Annotated in this window: 12 protein-coding genes; 9 read left to right on the forward strand and 3 right to left on the reverse strand. The window is 70.7% G+C overall.

Annotated features, from left to right (window positions below):
• Positions 1–4 precede the first annotated feature (4 nt).
• Positions 5–1231 carry an MFS transporter gene (locus GV015_RS05915; protein WP_124768453.1) on the reverse strand — a complete coding sequence of 409 codons (1227 nt, stop codon included), beginning with the start codon at positions 1229–1231 and terminating at the stop codon, positions 5–7.
• A gap of 227 nt (positions 1232–1458) precedes the next feature.
• On the opposite strand from GV015_RS05915, the gene GV015_RS05920 reads away from it, so the two are divergent.
• Positions 1459–2106 carry a TetR/AcrR family transcriptional regulator gene (locus GV015_RS05920; RefSeq protein WP_159877281.1) on the forward strand — a complete coding sequence of 216 codons (648 nt, stop codon included), beginning with the start codon at positions 1459–1461 and terminating at the stop codon, positions 2104–2106.
• 63 nt (positions 2107–2169) lie between these two features.
• Positions 2170–5061, forward strand: coding sequence for an MMPL family transporter (locus GV015_RS05925; RefSeq protein ID WP_201299365.1), 2892 nt, complete (start codon positions 2170–2172; stop codon positions 5059–5061).
• 258 nt (positions 5062–5319) lie between these two features.
• On the opposite strand, the gene GV015_RS05930 is transcribed toward GV015_RS05925, so the two are convergent.
• Entirely contained in the window at positions 5320–5967 is a 648-nt protein-coding gene (locus tag GV015_RS05930; protein WP_159877283.1) for a pyridoxal 5'-phosphate synthase, read from the reverse strand.
• Positions 5968–6169: 202 nt separating this feature from the next.
• Between GV015_RS05930 and GV015_RS05935 the strand changes: the two genes are divergently transcribed.
• Positions 6170–7027, forward strand: a complete 858-nt coding sequence (locus GV015_RS05935) for an alpha/beta fold hydrolase (protein WP_159877285.1) — start codon at positions 6170–6172, stop codon at positions 7025–7027.
• 152 nt (positions 7028–7179) lie between these two features.
• On the opposite strand, the gene GV015_RS05940 is transcribed toward GV015_RS05935, so the two are convergent.
• The gene (locus GV015_RS05940; protein WP_159877287.1) at positions 7180–8679 is read right to left on the reverse strand and encodes a CdaR family transcriptional regulator; all 1500 of its coding nucleotides are present in this window, start codon (positions 8677–8679) and stop codon (positions 7180–7182) included.
• A gap of 73 nt (positions 8680–8752) precedes the next feature.
• Here GV015_RS05940 and GV015_RS05945 point away from each other — a divergent pair, with 73 nt between their 5' ends.
• The 6 genes from GV015_RS05945 (at position 8753) to GV015_RS05970 (ending at position 16878) form a co-directional block, all read left to right on the forward strand.
• Positions 8753–9889: a DUF917 domain-containing protein gene (locus GV015_RS05945; RefSeq protein ID WP_159877289.1), complete on the forward strand. Its 1137-nt coding sequence runs from the start codon at positions 8753–8755 to the stop codon at positions 9887–9889.
• The gene (locus GV015_RS05950) at positions 9886–11490 is read left to right on the forward strand and encodes a hydantoinase/oxoprolinase N-terminal domain-containing protein (RefSeq protein WP_159877291.1); all 1605 of its coding nucleotides are present in this window, start codon (positions 9886–9888) and stop codon (positions 11488–11490) included. Before GV015_RS05945 ends, GV015_RS05950 begins: the two co-directional genes overlap by 4 nt.
• A gap of 130 nt (positions 11491–11620) precedes the next feature.
• Positions 11621–13213 (forward strand): ABC transporter substrate-binding protein, encoded by a 1593-nt coding sequence (locus GV015_RS05955; protein ID WP_079704786.1) that lies wholly within the window; start codon positions 11621–11623, stop codon positions 13211–13213.
• A 2-nt stretch (positions 13214–13215) separates the two neighbouring features.
• Positions 13216–14268: an ABC transporter permease gene (locus GV015_RS05960; protein ID WP_137242513.1), complete on the forward strand. Its 1053-nt coding sequence runs from the start codon at positions 13216–13218 to the stop codon at positions 14266–14268.
• Between the two features lie 4 nt (positions 14269–14272).
• Complete coding sequence (locus tag GV015_RS05965; RefSeq protein WP_159877293.1) at positions 14273–16093, forward strand: dipeptide/oligopeptide/nickel ABC transporter permease/ATP-binding protein; 1821 nt, start codon at positions 14273–14275, stop codon at positions 16091–16093.
• Positions 16090–16878 carry an ABC transporter ATP-binding protein gene (locus GV015_RS05970; RefSeq protein ID WP_159877295.1) on the forward strand — a complete coding sequence of 263 codons (789 nt, stop codon included), beginning with the start codon at positions 16090–16092 and terminating at the stop codon, positions 16876–16878. Before GV015_RS05965 ends, GV015_RS05970 begins: the two co-directional genes overlap by 4 nt.
• The last annotated feature ends 329 nt before the right edge of the window (positions 16879–17207 follow it).

Below are 17207 nucleotides of genomic sequence, written 5' to 3' on the forward strand. Positions count from 1 at the left end.
GGCCTCACCGCGCGGTGCGCGCCGACCCGAAGACGATGCCACCGACGATCGCGGAGATCGCCGCGACCGTGAGCGCCGGGACGATGCCGACCGCGTCGACGAGCAGTCCACCCGCTCCGGCACCGACGGTGATGGCGAGCTGGAACCCTGCGACGACGAGTCCGCCACCGGACTCCATGCGGTCCGGGACGAGGCGACCCATCCAGGTGCTCAGGGTCGTCAGCCAGGCGCCGAAGCCCATGCCCCAGGTGGTGATCGCGATGGTCACGATCCAGGGCTGCCCCGGGAACAGGGTCACGAGGGCGATCGAGATGCCGATGAAGGCCGGGACGACGTAGCGCAGGGCTGCGAGGTGGCGGTCGACGAGGAGCCCGATGACGAAGTTGCCGACCACGCCGCCGAGGCCGAATGCCGCGAGGAGGACGGCCACACCGGCCGCGTCGAGGTCGGGCACCCGCTCGATCGCGAGTCGGATGTAGGTGAAGGCGATGAAGTGGCCGAGGACGGTCAGGATGTGCCCCGTGAGGCCGACGCGGATGCCGGGGACCCGGAGCGTGTCGACGAGCGACCGCAGACCACCGCTGGACGGAGCCGGCGCGACGGGTGGGAGGACGAGCCGCAGTGCGACGGCCACCACCGCGGTGATGACCGCTACACCGGCGAAGATGAGGCGCCAGTCCATGACCGAACCGAGGTAGGTGCCGACCGGGACGCCGGCGACCGTCGCGACGGTGGTGCCGGTGTTCACGAGCATGATCGCCCGGCCGAGGTGGTGCGGCGCGGACAGTCTGGCGGCGATCGCGATCGACATCGCCCAGAACGCGCCGAGGGCCGCGCCGAGCAGGAGTCGGGCGATGAGCAGCATCACGAAGTCGGCGGAGATCGCGACGAGCGCGCTCGACACCGCGGCGGCGGCCGCGAGCAGGACGAGCAGGAGGCGACGGTCGAGTCGCGGGACGAGGATCCCGATCGTCGGTGCGGTGAGGAAGCCGATGAACGCCGTCGCGGTGACGGCCTGGCCGGCCTGGCCCTCGGTGATCCCGAGCGACGATGCCATCGACGGCAGCAGGCTCGGCGGCAGGAACTCGGCGAGCACGAGCACGAAGCTCGTCGCCATCATGACGGCGACGGCCGCCCAGGCGGTCCGCGTGCGCGGGGCATCGGACGCGGCTGCGTTCGTCGTGGGGACCGAGCCCGTTCGTGGTGCGTCGAGCTTCTCGTCTGTCGTCATGCTCTCAGCTTGCCGGAGCCGTGACCCCTCCACCCGACGCCCAGTCCACCCGACCCGACCGTCCGTCCACCCCGGCACCCGTCCCGGCGTCGCTGAGTCGCCCGTTCCTGCACGACAGTCGCGGATATTGGTGCAGATTCGGGCGAGTCAGCGCCCCTTCCTGGCAGATCGGTGAACACCGCGTCAACAAGTTGCACTGAGTGCATCGGTGCACGTAGTGTACCCACGTGTCCACCACCGCCCCCGCCGAGGATCGACGCGCCGCCCTCCGCGCGCGCCACCATCGGGCGATCCTCGACGCCGCCCGCGTCATGATCGCGGAGCAGGGCATCGCCGGGTTCAACGTCGACGTCATCGCCGAGCGCGCCGACGTCTCCCGCCGCACGGTGTTCAACCACTTCTCCTCGATCGACGACCTCGTCACCACCTCATGCACCGAGGAGCTGGCCGTCGTGATCGAGAGCTTCCGGTCCGCCGTCAACGCACGACCGGCGGGCCCGGGGTCGCGCGTCTCGATGTTCGAGGACGTCGCCGCAGCGCTCCGCACGACCGACATCCCCCGCGTCATCGCCTTCCTCTGGAACGCGCTCGGCGGCTTCGCACCCGACGACTCGCGCCCGCAGCAGCTGTTCCAGGCCACCTTCTCCCGCACCACCCAGGAGCTCGCCCACGAACTGGCCGAGCGCAACAGCGACGTCGACGAACTCGAGGCCGGCTTCCTGGTGTCCTCCCTCATGCACGGTGTCGAAGTGCTCGCCCATCACTGGATCGCGAGTACCGGCGCCACCACGGACGATGAAGCCCGTGCCCTCTGGACCGACCTGCTGGAACGGCTCATCGCGAGCGTCCGCACCGGCTACGCGTCCACGCACTGATCCGCTTCCCGCTCCGTCCCCGCACACGTCACCAGCACCACCTCCCGAAGAATCGAGACTCCCTTGGCTGAACTGCTGTATCGCCTCGGACGCTTCTCCGCGCGTCGCGCGTGGGCCGTCCTCATCTCCTGGATCGTGATCCTCGGCATCTCGGTGGGTGCGTTCCTCGCTTTCGGTGGCACCCTCTCGAGCGCCGTCACCATCCCGGGCACACCGACCGCGAAGGTCACCGACCAGCTCGAGGAATCGTTCCCGAGCGCCTCCGGTGGCACCGGGGCGATGGTGTTCCACACGAAGGACGGTGACGCCTTCACCGACAGCCAGAAGACCGCGATCGGTGAGCTGCTCGATGAGACGGCCGACCTCAAGGGCGTCGACTCCACGGTCAACCCCTTCGAGACGCAGGAGACGATCGCCGACCAGGCGAAGCAGATCTCCGACGGCAAGACGCAGATCGACGACGGCCGCACCCAGCTGACCGACGGCCAGACGCAGCTCGACGCCGGACAGCAGCAGCTGACCGACGCGCAGACCCAGCTGAGTGCCGCGCTCGCCCAGGCGCAGCAGGCCGCGGGCGGCACACTCCCGGCCGCCGCACAGGCCCAGTTCGACGCGCAGCAGACCGCGATCACGCAGCAGCAGACGGCGCTCGACGCCCAGCAGGCCACCATCACCGAGAACCTCGCGAAGCTCGACGAGCAGAGCACGAAGCTCGAGCTCTCCTCGCAGCTCCTCGACCTCTCCTCGGGTATCCGCACCGTCTCGACCGACGACACCACCGCGGTCGCGAACGTCGTCTTCGACAAGCGCCAGCAGGAGGTCACGCCGGAGACGAAGCAGTCGGTCATCGACCAGGTGAAGGAGGACGTCCCGTCGGGCGTCGAGGTCGAGTTCTCGAACGAGCTCGCGCAGAGCCTGCCGCAGCTGTTCGGCGTGGGTGAGGCGATCGGCCTCATCATCGCGGCGATCACGTTGCTCGTCATGCTCGGCACGGTCATCGCCGCATCGCTCCCGCTCGTCTCGGCGATCGTCGGCGTCGGTGTCGGCGTCACCGCGTCGCTCTCCCTTTCGGGCGTCGTCGACATGCTCTCGATCACGCCGGTGCTCGGCGTCATGCTCGGGCTCGCGGTCGGCATCGACTACTCGCTGTTCATCCTCAACCGGCACCGCAAGCAGCTGCTCGCGGGCGTGGAGCTGCACGAGTCCATCGGCCTGGCGAACGGCACCTCGGGCAACGCGGTCGTCTTCGCCGGATCGACCGTCCTCGTCGCGCTGCTGGCGCTCAACGTCACGGGGATCCCGTTCCTCGGCCTGATGGGCACCGTCGGCGCGATCTGCGTCGCCGTCGCGATCCTGCTCGCGGTCACCTTGACGCCCGCCCTGCTGTCGCTGCTCGGTCTCCGTATCCTCAGCCGGAAGGCACGCGGCACCATCGGCACGCCGCGCCCGGACGCCGTCCCGACCAAGCCCATGGGTACCCTGCGCGCCGTCGGCACGCTCGTCGCCGGACTCGTCGTGCTCGGCGTCGTCGCGATCCCCGCGCTCGACATGCGTCTCGGCCTGCCGGACGGCAGCTCGGAGGCCGTCGACTCGACGCAGTACCAGTCCTACGCGCTCATCGAGGACAAGTTCGGTGCCGGCGTCAACGGTCCGCTGCTCGTCGTCGCGACGCTGCCCGACGCCGCCACCGACGAGGAAGTCCTCGAGGAGCAGGTGCGGATCGGCCAGGAGATCGCCGACCAGGACGACGTCAAGGCCGTCGCGCCGGTGGGCGCATCGGACGACAACTCCGTCCTCGCCTTCCAGGTGATCCCGAAGGAGGGGCCGAACGCCGTCTCCACGGAACAGCTCGTCCGCGACCTGCGCGACCTCTCGCCGCTGTCGGGCGATGTCGAGCTCGGCGTGGCCGGCAGCGCGAGCGGCAACATCGACGTCTCGAAGCAGCTCTCCGACGCCCTTCCGCTCTACCTGGCGCTCGTGGTCGGCTTGTCGCTGATCATCATGATCCTCGTGTTCCGCTCGATCCTCGTGCCGCTCACCGCGACGCTCGGCTTCATGCTGTCCCTCGCGGCGACCTTCGGGGGCATCACGGCGATCTTCCAGTGGGGCTGGCTCGGACCGGTGTTCGGCGTGCACGACCCGGGGCCCATCCTGAGCTTCCTGCCGACGATCCTCATCGGCATCCTCTTCGGGCTCGCGATGGACTACCAGCTGTTCCTCGTGTCCGGCATGCGTGAGGCGTTCGCCCACGGTGCCCCGGCGCGCCTGGCGGTCCAGCGCGGGCTGCACGCCGGCCGGACGGTCGTCGTGGCGGCGGCGATCATCATGATCTCCGTCTTCGGCGGGTTCATCTTCTCCCACTCGGCGATGATCCGGTCGATCGGGTTCGGTCTGGCGTTCGGTGTGCTCGTCGACGCGTTCGTCGTCCGTATGCTCCTCATCCCGGCGGTCATGCACCTGCTCGGGAAGAGCGCCTGGTGGATCCCGAAGTGGCTCGACCGCATCCTGCCGAACGTCGACGTCGAGGGTGCTGCGCTCGAGCGCAGCCACCCGGCGCATCACGTCGAGGCCGGTGACACGGGTTCGGTCGCGACCGCCCCGTCGAGCGGCGAGCCGCGGAACGCGGTCGACGGCGCGGAGACGGCGGCCCTCGGTGCCGGCGTGACCGCGGGGACGGCGGCACACGTGGCCGCACCGTCGAGTGAGCTGACCCGCCGGGAGGCGGCGGCCGCCGAGCGGACGCACCCGGCGCACGTGCTCACGACCGACCCCGACCCGGCCGACCAGCAGGTCTCCCGGGTGGAGCCCGGGCTCGACGTCATCGTGCACCCGGCGACCGCCGGTGTGCAGCGCGTGGCCGTCGGTGCCTACGTCATCGCGGTCGACGCCGACAACGGCACCGCGGTCGTCGAGCCGCCCGTCGGTGGCGTCGTGGTCGTCCGCGCGCCGAGGTAGCGCGGTCTGCCCGGTCCCAGAGCTGCGCCGCACTGAGCCTGTCGAAGTGTCGAAGGGCGGGGTTGGGCCTTTCGGTCCCTGAGCCTGTCGAAGGGCGGGGTTCGTCCGGGTGCATTTCGACAGGCTCAATGACCGGGACTACTCGGTCCCTGAGCTTGTCGAAGGGCGCGGTTCGTCCGGTTGCATTTCGACAGGCTCAATGACCGGGGTCAGGGCTCAATGACCGGGGTGGGGCGGCGGCCGGTGGTCGCCCCTCCGTTACGGCTGCAGGCGGTCCACGATCCAGCCGCCGTCGGCCGCCAGGTAGCGGAGGCGCCGGTGCATGCGGTCGCGACTGGCGTGCCAGAACTCGACCATGTCGGGGACGAGCCGGAACCCGACCCACGTGGCCGGCCGCGGGACGTCGTCGCCCTCGCGCTCGAGCAACGCGTTCGCCTGCGCGATGAGGGCGTCGAGGGTCTCCTCCGGGCCGTCGCGGAACGGCGTCGACTGGTGGGCGACCGCCGTCGCCGCTCGTGACTTGGGCGAGCGGTCGGCGAACAGCGCGTCGGACTCCTCGTCGCTCAACTGCTCGACGCGGCCCTCGAAGCGGAGCTGCTGCATCGTCTCGCGCCAGTACACCTGGAGGGCGGCGCTCGGGTTCTCGGCGAGCTGCCCGCCCTTGCGGCTCTCGGTCGAGGAGCCGAAGATCAGGCCGCGATCGTCGAGGGTCTTCACGTCAACGGTGCGCGCGCTGACGACACCGACCGAGGTGGCGGTCGCGAGGGTCATCGATCGGGGTTCGCTGACGTCCCGCTCGATCGCTGCGGCGAGCCACTGCTGAGCGAGCAGCATGGGCTCGGCGGGCGGGGTCTCGAACTCGGGCAGCTGCAGGGTGTCGTCTCCGGAGAGGGGTTCGGCGCTCATGTCGCGAGCCTACCCGTGCGCTGAGGTGAGGCATCTCGTCGCCCGGCAGGCTGTGGGGCGACGAGCTGCCTCACCTCAGAGGATTGGGCGCTCGGCACAGCTCGGCCGGGAATCCTGGGTCCGGGGCACATGGTGATCGCTCGTGGTGCGGGCTAGCCTCGAAACGCCCGCCAGGGCGCACCACCGAGAGAGTGAGCACCGCATGCCGTACACGGACACCGACGACGTCTCGATCTACTACGAGGTGGAGGGCGACCCCGCCGATCCGGTGATCGTCCTCATCGCGGGCGGCGGCGCGCAGCTGCTCACCTGGCGTGATCCGTTCCGGGCCATGCTCGTGGACGAGGGTTTCCGCGTCGTGCGGTTCGACAACCGCGACGTCGGTTTCTCGCAGCGGTTCGGTGGCGAGACCGACCTCGACGGCGGGTACTCGCTCGCCGACATGGGTGATGACGTCCTGCGGGTGCTCGACCACCTCGGGGTCGAGGCAGCGCACCTCGTCGGTCACTCCATGGGCGGGATGATGGCGCAGATGGTCGCGCTCGAACACCCCGAGCGGGTGCTGAGTCTCGGCCTACTGTCGACGATCCCCGGCCAGGACCCGCGCTACATCCTGCACGGAGACCGCGCCGAATTGCAGGTCGAGCCCGAGCGGTACAGCCGGGAGGAGTCGGTCGCCGCGATGGCCGTCCTCGCCGCGCCCGTCCCCGGCGCCCGCTACCAGCCGGACACCGAGTGGGAGGTGTGGGCGACCGGCGAGGCCTACGACCGCGGGTACGCGCCGGAAGGGTTCAGCCGGCAGTGGGCGGCGCTGCTGCGTGCGCCCGAGCGACTCGAGCGGCTGCGCGACGTGACCGTGCCGACCCTCGTGCTCCACGGTCGTGAGGACGACGTCCTGCACTGGTCCTCCGCCGTGGACATCGCCCAGGCGATGCCGGCGGCCGAGCTCCACGTCCTGCCCGACATGGGGCACCTCATCCCGGCGCAGCTGTGGCCGACGCTCGTCGCGGGCGTCGTGCGGACGGCGAGGCACGCGGAGACGCTCGCGTCCGGTCGGTGAGGTCGTCGAGGGGCTGTCCTTCGACAGGCTCAGGGACCGGGGCACCTTCGTCCGGTCATTGAGCTTGTCGAAATGCGGCACGGAGGGCGTGTAGCCGACGGGAAGGCACCGCGTGGCCCTTCGACAGGCTCAGGGACCGGAGCGGGGCGGGCCTACGGCATCCCGATGAGCCGCACCCGGCAGGCGAGCTCCGCGGCGAAGCGGACGTCCGGGTCGGCGAGGTCGAGTTCGAGCGACTGCTCGATGCGCCGGATCCGGTAGTTCACCGCGTTCGGATGCAGGTTCAGCTCGGCCCCGGCACGCGCCAGTGAGTTCCGATGGCTGAGGTAGGAGAGGAGCGTCCGCACCGAGATCGTGGCCCGCTCCAGCCCGAGGGCGTCGAGTGGCGAGAGGATGTCGTCGAGGAGCGTCCGACTGAGTGGTGAGGCGTAGAAGTCGAGGAGCACCCGCCGCAGCCCGGTGACGTCCGTCGCCTCCATGGTGCCGAAACGACCACCCGCAATGGCGGCTTCAGCCGCGACCCGCGCCTCGGTCGCCGACTGCCGGAGCCCTGCCGCTCCGCTCTGCGGTGTCCCGAGCCCGACGGTAAATGTCCATTCCGGCCCCGCGATCGTCGAGGCGTGCGCGACGATCCGCTCCATCACGTCGCGCAGGCGTCGCTGGTGGTCGGGTGCGCCGAGCTCCTCCGAGGAGATGACGACGATCTCGTCGCGCCGCATCGCGAGGTGCCACTGCTCCTCGCGCTGGTCGACGAGTTGCAGCGCGAAGAGCTCGACGGAGGGCGCGAGGACGGTGGGTGCGCGGCGGTCGGGATCACTCGCGTGCTTCGGGGTCAGCCACGCCACCGCGTGCGACAGCTGCAGCGGCAGGCCGGCGCGGACCGCGTCCATCGCGAAGCCGTCGATACGGGACGACTCGGCGAAGATCAGCTCGATGATGAGCTCCGCCCGCGAGCGCACCGAACCGAAGCGTCCGTGCAGTTCCCGTTGCAGGGCGCGCGAGAGGACGGAGGCGATGACCGGGAGGGCGATCGCCGCGGCCGGGTCGTCGCGCTCGGCATGGACCCGGCCGATCGGGATCTCACCGATGCACACCGCGTCCGGTTCGAGCCAGCTCGCGCTCGCGTCCTCGACGAGGGTGACCGGCACCCCCAGGGTCGTGCTGGCGACCTCGAGGATCGCCTCCCGCACGCCGACACCCGACGCCTGCTCCGCTTCGGCCGCGGACGCGCTGATCACCCGTTGGATCGCGAACTCGGCGCGCGACATCGCCTCTTCCGCTCCACCGCGGATCGTGCGGTCCATGAGCACGGCGAGGTCGGAGGCGATGCCCTCGCTCATGATGACCGGCAGGCCACCGCGGTCCGCGAGGGCCCGCGAGGTCTCGGCGACGGGGAACGCACCGACGAACACGAGGCCGGCACAGCCCGCGGCGATGGCCCGGCGGATGGCGATGTCGACCTGGTATGGCCTCGGGACGGCGCCGTCGGGGGTCGTCACGATGGCGATGGAGTGCTCGGTCGCGTCGTTCAGCTCGTCGAGCGCGAGGATCTCGACGCCGGTGACCGGGACGCCTGCAGGGGCGCCGGCGACGCAGCGGGCGCCGAGATGCTCGGCTTGGAGGATCACGTCCGCAACGGTGACTTGGGCCATGAGCACATTCTGCCCCGATTGTGTGGGCCGCGGGAACATTGTCGTGCTTCCCGACCCTGCCTACGCTCGGTACATGTCAACGAACCACCCCGCTGCACGCTCCGCAGCGTCGGCCACGCCGATCACCAGCATCACCCTGGCCGACGTGCCGGCGCTCGCCGCAGGATGCGCCATCTTCGGTACCGGCGGCGGCGGCGCGGTGCAGACCCCGCAGCTCGGCGTCGAGGTCGCCCTGGAGCAATTCGGTCCGGTCCCTGTCAAACAGGTCGCCGACCTCGACGCGGACGACGTGGTGGTCGCCATGTCCGGCATCGGCGCCCCGTCGGTGGGCTTCGAGATGCTCGGCGCGAGCGGCCAGGCCGAGATCATCGTCGAGGAGATCGAGCGCCTCACGGGCAAGCGCATCACCACGATCATGGCGACGGAGATCGGCGGCAGCAACGGCGTCGGCCCCGTCGGCTGGGCCGCGAGCCTCGGCCTCAGCATCCTCGACGCCGACGGCATGGGACGCGCCTTCCCGGAAGCGCCGATGACCGCGATGAACGTCGCGAACCTCCCGCCCGGATACGCGGTCCTGAGCGATGTGATCGGCAACGTCTCGATCCTGCGTCCCGTCAGCCTCGCCTGGCTCGAGCGCCACGCCCGCGCCCTCACCGTGGCGAGCGGTGCGATCTCGATCGGCGCCAACTACGTCATGGACCGCGACACCGTCCGCGGAGCCGTCATCGAGGGCAGCGTCAGCCGCGCCGTGCAGGTCGGGCGCCGGCTCCTCACCGCCACCGACCCCGTCGGCGCGCTCACGGACGAACTCGGCGCGTCCCTCATCACGGGCGGCAAGGTCGTCGACATCGAGCGCCGCACCGAGGGCGGGTTCACCCGCGGTTCCGTCACGGTCGAGGGGATCGGCGAGCACCGCGGTCGCCTCACCCGCGTGGAGATCCAGAACGAGAACCTCGTCGTCATGGAGGACGGAGCGGTGATCGTCAGCGTCCCCGACCTCGTCACGATCGTCGACTCCGAGACGGGCGACGCGATCTCCACCGAGATGCTGCGCTTCGGGCAGCGGGTGAGCGTCCTCGCCTGGGCGTGCGATCCACTGTGGCGCACCGAGCGCGGCCTCGAACTCGCCGGCCCGCGCGCGTTCGGCTACGACCTCGACTACGAGCCCTTCGGCGTGAGCGCCGACGAGACCATTGGAGCGACCCGATGAGCGCCGGCACCAGCACCGTCACCGACACCTCGGGCGAACTCGCGATCGGTATCGACGTCGGCGGGACCAACACCGACGCCGTCGCGCTCTCGGGAACGGGCGAGGTCGTCTCGTGGACGAAGCAGCCCACGACCCGCGACGTCACCGGCGGCATCCGGGCCGCGCTCGCCGAGGTCCTCGACCAGCTGGGCGACGACCGGGGCCTGGTCACCCGCGTCATGCTCGGCACCACCCACGCGACCAACGCGATCGTCAACCGCCGCGACCTCGGACGCGTCGTCGTCATCCGGCTGGGCTCGCCTGCCGCCACCTCGCTCCCGCCGCTCGCCGGCTGGCCGCGGGAACTGCGCGACGTCGTCCTCGCGGGGAGCATCCTCGCGGGCGGTGGCCACCTCGTCGACGGCTACCCGATCGCCCCGCTCGACCGCGACCTCATCCGCCGGGAGCTCGACGCCCTGGCCGGCACCTTCGACGCGGTCGCCGTCTGCGGGATCTTCAGCCCGTCGTTCCCCGAGCAGGAGCTCGAGGTCGAGGCGCTCGTCCAGGACCACGTCGGGGTCGACATCCCGGTGTCGCTGAGCCACGAGATCGGCGCGCTCGGGTTGTTGGAGCGCGAGAACGCGACCGTCCTGAACGCGTCGCTCTACGCCGTCGCCCGCGACGTCACGAACGCGCTCACGACCGTCGTCGCCGAGGAGCGACTCGACGCGACCACCTACTTCGCCCAGAACGACGGCACGCTCATGGCCGTCGAGTACGCGGCGCGTTACCCGGTGCTCACGATCGGTTCCGGGCCGGCGAACTCCATCCGCGGCGCCGCCTTCCTCTCCGGTGCCGACAACGCGATCATCATCGACGTCGGCGGCACGACGAGCGACCTCGGCGTGCTCGTCGACCGGTTCCCCCGCGAGTCGACCCTGCCCCGCGAGGTCGGTGGCGTGCGGACGAACTTCCGCATGCCCGACATCCTGAGCGTCGGCCTCGGCGGCGGAACGATCGTCGACACCGCGACCGGTGTCCCGCGCCACGACTCGGTCGGTTACCGCCTCACCGAGGAGGCGCTGCTGTTCGGCGGCACCACCCCGACCCTCACCGACGCGGCCTCGCTCCAGTTCGGCATCGCCGACCGCGAGCTGCCGCCCCTCGACCGCGTGACCCGCCAAGCACTCGAGCACGCGCTCGGCGTCGCCCACGAACGCATCGAGTCCGCCGTCGAGCGCATGTCGCTCGGCCGCACCGGCCTCCCACTCGTCGTCGTCGGCGGCGGAGGATTCCTCGTCCCGGACGCCGTCCTCGGCGCGAGCGAGGTCCTGCGCCCGGCGCGCGGCAACGTCGCCAACGCCGTGGGCGCGGCCATCGCGCTCGCCGGTGGGCGCTCCGATCAGCTCTGCGACTTCGCCGACCGCGCAGCCGCCATCGAGGAGGCAGGACGCTCCGCGATCGAGAAGGCGATCCAGGCCGGCGCAGACCCGCGCTCGGTCGAGATCGTCGACGTGCTCGAGACCCCCGTCTCGTACGCGACCCGCCCCACCCTGAAGGTCTCCGTGAAGGCGGCGGGTCCCCTCGCCCGCATCGGCACGGCGACTCGACAGCGCATCTGACGCACCACAGCACCAGCACAGCTCTCCACCAGCACCAGCACCAGCACCAGCACCAGCACCAGCACGGCACTTCACCCCATCTGATCCGGCCACCCGCGCACCACGGCCACCCGAGTACGAAGGATCCAGCATGAACAGCAAGCGGAAAGCCGCGGCGGCACTCGCCACCGCGGCCCTCACCGCGGTGGCCCTCACCGCGTGCACCTCCTCGCAATCCTCCGATTCCTCCGGCGAGTACGTCTCCGGCGGCACCTTCGTCACCGCGATGAGCGGCGACCCCGGCAGCCTCGTCCCCATGACGGGCATCAGCCTCGAGGCCCGCGAGATCATCAGCTTCCACTACGAGTCGCTCGTGTACGTCAACGCCGACGGCGAGCTCCTGCCCTGGCTGGCCGAGAGCTGGGAGGAGGACGCGAGCTCCACCTCCATCACCTACACGCTCAAGGACGGCATCACCTGCGCCGACGGCACGCCGTTCACCGCGGAGACCGCCGCGGCGAACATCACCTACAACGCCGACCCGGCCAACGCGACCTTCTACTACGGCGCGCAGGTCTCCGAGCGGATGACCGCGACCGCCGACGGCAATCAGCTCACCGTCACGAGCACGACGCCCGACCCGTTCATCCTCGCCAACACGGGCACCGTCGAGATGGTCTGCCAGGCCGGGCTCGACGACCCCGACTCCCTCGTCGAGACGATGAACGGCACCGGCCTCTTCGCCCTCGACAAGGCGACCCCGGGCTCCAGCTACACCTTCACCAAGCGCGACGACTACACCTGGGGCCCGGAGGACGTCACGAGCGACACCAAGGGCCTGCCGGACACCTTCGAGGTCCGCGTCGTCACCGACCCCGGGACCGCCGCGAACCTGCTGCTCTCCGGTGACGTGAACGCCGCGAGCATCGGCGGCGCCGACCAGGACCGCGTCGAGGCCGCCGGTCTCGGCAGCGAGGGCGTGCGCAACCCGATCGGCGAGATGCTCTTCAACGAGCGCCCGGAGCGCCCCACCTCCGACCCGCTCGTCCGCGAAGCGCTCGTCACCGCGATCGACCGCGAGCAGGTCGGTGAGGTCGTCACCGACGGCACCGCCGAGGAGTCCAAGTCGCTCGTCGTGAAGAGCCCGTACCTCTGCGTCGCCGACGGCCCGCAGTGGACGCTCCCCGAGACGGACGTCGAGAAGTCCGGCGAGCTCCTCGACGAGGCGGGCTGGACGCTCGGTTCCGACGGCAAGCGCTCGAAGGACGGCGAGCCGCTGACGATCAAGTTCATCTACGACGCGGCCACCCCGAGCCACGCGGCCGCGGCCGAGCTCGTGCAGCAGACCTGGGACGAGCTGGGCGTCACGACGGAGCTCTCGGGCAACGACGCGAACGCCTGGTCCGAGCAGCTGTTCTCGACCTTCGACTGGGACACCGGCTTCGTGCAGATCGCTCCGGGCGGACCGGTCATCGTGAACACCTTCTTCGGTGGCGAGACCCCGGACAAGGGCGGCAACAACTTCATGTTCGTCGACAACCCGGAGTACGACGCGCTCGCCGAGCAGGCCAAGACGGCCAGCCCGGAGGAGACCTGCGACCTCTGGCAGCAGGCCGAAGCGAAGCTCATCGAGCGGACGGACGTGTTCCCGATCGCCGACGCGCAGGACTTCCTGTACCTGAACGGCGCCGAGGTCGAGCGTCCGAACTTCATCCGCCCGACGAGCATCCGGATGGTCGGCTGATCATGACGATCCCCTCGACCGTGACCACCGAGCAGGCCACCGACCCGGCCACGGGCCCCGGCGGCCCGGCGGTCGCGCGTCGAGGGGGTCGCGGCGTCCTCGGCGGACTCTCCCCGCGGACCTCGTTCATCCTCCGACGACTGGGCAGGGTGCTCGTCTCCCTCGCCATCGTCATCGTCGCGACGTTCCTGATCGTGCAGCTCGTGCCGGGCGACCCGGTGCGGGCTGCGCTCGGGAACAGTGCGACCCCGGAACTCGTCGAGCGGACGCGCGCCGACCTCGGCCTGAACGTGCCGGTGCCGGAGCAGTTCGTCAACTACGTCAGCGGGCTGTTCCGCGGCGACTTCGGGACGGCGATCGGGTCGCAGCGGCCGGTCGCCGACACGATCGCGCAGCGCTTCCCGGTGACGCTCACCCTCGCGGTCGCGTCCTTCCTCCTGGCCGCGATCGGCGCCTTCCCCATCGGCGTCGCGACCGCGGTGTCCTCGCGCACCGGCCGCCGCCGCCTCGCCGACCTCGGCGTCTCGGGTCTGCTCGGCGTGCTGATCGCCATCCCGAGCCTGTTGCTCGCCGTCGGTCTCATCGCCGTGTTCAGCATCGGGCTCAAGGTGCTCCCGGCCGCCGGCTGGGGAGGCTTCGACCAGGCGATCCTGCCGGTGGTGGCCCTCGCGGTCGGTCCGATGGCGTACCTGGCCCGCATCGTGCACGTGGAGATGCTGGCCGTCCTCGAGATGCCGTACATGACCACAGCACGGAGCAAGCGCCTCCCGACACACCTCGTCTACCTCCGTCACGCGCTGCCGAACATGGTGACCTCGACGCTCACGATCGGCGGCATCATCCTCACGGGCATGGTCGCCGGCACCGTGCTCATCGAGACGGTCTTCGCCATCCCCGGTCTCGGCACGAGCATCGTGTCGTCGATCACCTCGAAGGACTACCCGATGATCCAGGGCATCGTGCTCGTGTACGCGATCCTCGTCCTCGGCCTCAACCTCCTCATCGACATCGCGCTCGCGACGATCGATCCGCGCTCCTCGATCACGGAGGGCTGAGCTCATGAGCACCCGTCCGACCACCTCCAGTCCCACCCCCTCACGCCGGTCCCCGGTGCTCGACCGTCTCCGCACCCCGCGCGGCCTGACCGGCGCGATCGGAGCGCTCCTCATCATCGTGGTCGCGGTCGTCGGCCCGACCGTCTGGGGGGCCGCCGCCGACACGACGTCCGTGGCCGACCGCCTCGCCGGTGCGAGCCTCGCCCACCCCTTCGGCACCGACGAGCTCGGACGCGACGTCTTCGCCCGGGTCATGGTCGCCACGCGGGTGTCCGTCCTGCTGACCCTCGGCGCCACCGCGATCTCCGTCGTCGGCGGCGTCCTGCTCGGGGCCGTCGCGACGGTCCTGCCTCGCCCGCTGCGTCGACTCGTCACCGCGCTCATCGACATCCTGTTGTCGTTCCCCTGGCTCCTCATGGCGCTGTTCTTCTCGGTGATCTGGGGCGCGAGCGCCACCGGCGCGATGCTCGCCGTCGGGTTCGCCGGCGTGCCGACCTTCGCCCGCCTCACCTACACGCTCGCGTCGTCGCTCATCGGTCGCGACTACGTGAAGGCCGCGCGGATCGCCGGCGTCGGGCAGGCGGAGGTGCTCGTCCGGCACGTCATGCCGAACATGCTCCCGCCGATGCTCGTGAACGCGGCGGTCTCCGCCTCCGGCACGCTGCTCGCCTTCGCCGGCCTGTCCTTCCTCGGTCTCGGCGTGCAGGCGCCCGAGTACGACTGGGGTCGCCTCCTCGGCCTCGGGATCGCCCGCATCTACGGCAATCCGATGGCGGCGATCGGTCCCGGCATCGCGCTCGTCGTGTGCGGCGTCATCTTCACGCAGCTCGGCGAGCTCTGGAACGAGTCGTCGAAGCGGCTCCTCGGCCTGCCCGCGCCCGCGCGTCGTCGCACCGCGGCTCCCGCGACCGCCTCGGCTGCGGCTGCGACGCCCGCCGACCAGGAGCCCGTCGTGCAGGTGCGCGATCTCCGCGTCGCCTTCCCGGACCGCGACGGCCGTCTCGTCGAGCGCGTCCACGGCATCAGCCTCACGATCATGCCCGGCGAGGTCGTCGGTGTCGTCGGCGAGTCCGGATCGGGCAAGTCGGTGAGCGCGATGGCGATCGCCGCCCTCCTCGGGCCGGACTCCTCGGTGCAGGCCTCGGAGCTGAGCTTCCGCGGGATCGACATGACCGCACCGCTGACGAAGGCCGAGCGCAGCCGCCTCGGCCTCGAGCTCGCGATGGTCTTCCAGGACCCGCTCACCTCGCTGAACCCATCGCTCACGATCGGCAAGCAGCTCCGCGAGACCGTCGAGGTCCACGAGGGGCTGTCGGCGGCCGAGTCGACCAAGCGGGCCGAGGCCGCGCTCGAGTCGGTGCGGATCCCGCTTCCGGCGAAGCGCCTGAAGCAGTTCCCGCACGAGCTGTCCGGCGGCATGCGGCAACGGGCCATGATCGGCATGGGGCTCATGGGACGCCCGAAGCTGCTCATCGCCGACGAGCCCACGACGGCGCTCGACGTGACGGTGCAGCGCCAGGTCCTCCGCGTGCTCCACGAGGCGCAGGAGCAGACGGGCGCCGCGATCCTGCTCATCTCGCACGACATCGCGCTCGTCAGCGGGTTCTGCGACCGCATCCTCGTCATGAAGGACGGCCGCATCGTCGAATCGCTCGACGCCGACCGCCTCCACGAGGCGCGACACCCGTACACCCGTGGGCTCATCGCCTGCGTGCCCGACATGACCTCCGACCGCACCATGCCGCTCCCGGTCATCGGTGCGATCGATGAGGAGGACCTGGCCGATCGGGACCAGCCCATCACCACCGAAGGACAGCGCGCATGACCGGTCTCGAGTTCTCCGGCCTCACGGTCCGTTACGGCCACGGCGCGTCCGCGCACACCGCGGTCGACGGCTTCGACCTCACGGTCCGCCCGGGCACGTCCCACGGGCTCGTGGGGGAGTCCGGCTCAGGCAAGTCGACGGTCGCCGCGGCCGCCGTCGGTCTCGTCATCCCGAGCGCCGGCGGCATCCGACTGAACGGCGCCGACATCGTCGGGCGCTCGTCCGCTGCCCGTCGTGCGCGTCGACGCGCGCAACTCGTCTTCCAGGACCCGTACTCCGCGCTCGACCCGCGCATGCCGATCGGGCTGTCGATCGCCGAGGGGTCCCGGGCGACCGGGCGCTCCTGGAGTCGCTCGGAGCAGCGGCCCCGGGTGGGCGAGCTGCTCGAGCGCGTGCACATCGACCCGGACCGCGCGAACGACCTGCCGTCGGCGTTCTCGGGTGGTCAGCGGCAGCGCATCACGATCGCCCGGGCGCTCGCGGCCGAACCGGAGGTCCTCATCGCCGACGAGATCACCTCGGCGCTCGACGTGTCGGTGCAGGGCGTCGTCCTCAACCTGCTGCGCGAGCTGCAGCGCGAGCTCGAACTCACGGTGCTGTTCATCTCCCACAACCTCGCCGTCGTGAACTACATGTGCGACACGGTGAGCGTCATGCAGGCCGGCCGGGTCGTCGAGGCGGGCCCCACGGCCACCGTCCTCGCTGCTCCCGAGGACGCCTACACCCGTGAGCTCCTGGCCTCCGTGCCCGTGATGGGCCGTCGCATGACCTGGGACGAGGACTAGCCAGGGACCGGGGGGTCACCGGGTCGGCCTCTTCCGGTCACTGAGCTTGTCGAAGTGCCCACGGGTGACGTCGCCCTTCGACAGGCTCAGGGACCGGGTCTGCGGGCCAGAGCCCTCCCAATTACTGAGCGCACCTCTTCCGGTCACTGAGCTTGTCGAAGTGCCCACGGGTGACGTCGCCCTTCGACAGGCTCAGGGACCGGGTCTGCGGGCCAGAGCCCTCCCAATTACTGAGCGCACCTCTCCCGGTCACTGAGCTTGTCGAAGTGCCCACGGGTGACGCCGCCCTTCGACAGGCTCAGGGACCGCGTCTGCCGGGTTGGCCTGGT

The sequence above is a fragment of the Plantibacter sp. T3 genome (assembly GCF_902506515.1).
In the GTDB taxonomy this organism is placed as follows: domain Bacteria; phylum Actinomycetota; class Actinomycetes; order Actinomycetales; family Microbacteriaceae; genus Plantibacter; species Plantibacter auratus.

Bases quoted from the DNA above. Each gene is read 5' to 3' on its own strand.
- GV015_RS05955 (WP_079704786.1), top strand. From the start codon at position 11,621: ATGAACAGCAAGCGGAAAGCCGCGGCGGCACTCGCCACCGCGGCCCTC.
- GV015_RS05945 (WP_159877289.1), top strand. From the start codon at position 8,753: ATGTCAACGAACCACCCCGCTGCACGCTCCGCAGCGTCGGCCACGCCG.
- GV015_RS05930 (WP_159877283.1), bottom strand. From the start codon at position 5,967: ATGAGCGCCGAACCCCTCTCCGGAGACGACACCCTGCAGCTGCCCGAG.
- GV015_RS05935 (WP_159877285.1), top strand. From the start codon at position 6,170: ATGCCGTACACGGACACCGACGACGTCTCGATCTACTACGAGGTGGAG.
- GV015_RS05960 (WP_137242513.1), top strand. From the start codon at position 13,216: ATGACGATCCCCTCGACCGTGACCACCGAGCAGGCCACCGACCCGGCC.
- GV015_RS05940 (WP_159877287.1), bottom strand. From the start codon at position 8,679: ATGGCCCAAGTCACCGTTGCGGACGTGATCCTCCAAGCCGAGCATCTC.
- GV015_RS05970 (WP_159877295.1), top strand. From the start codon at position 16,090: ATGACCGGTCTCGAGTTCTCCGGCCTCACGGTCCGTTACGGCCACGGC.
- GV015_RS05965 (WP_159877293.1), top strand. From the start codon at position 14,273: ATGAGCACCCGTCCGACCACCTCCAGTCCCACCCCCTCACGCCGGTCC.
- GV015_RS05915 (WP_124768453.1), bottom strand. From the start codon at position 1,231: ATGACGACAGACGAGAAGCTCGACGCACCACGAACGGGCTCGGTCCCC.
- GV015_RS05950 (WP_159877291.1), top strand. From the start codon at position 9,886: ATGAGCGCCGGCACCAGCACCGTCACCGACACCTCGGGCGAACTCGCG.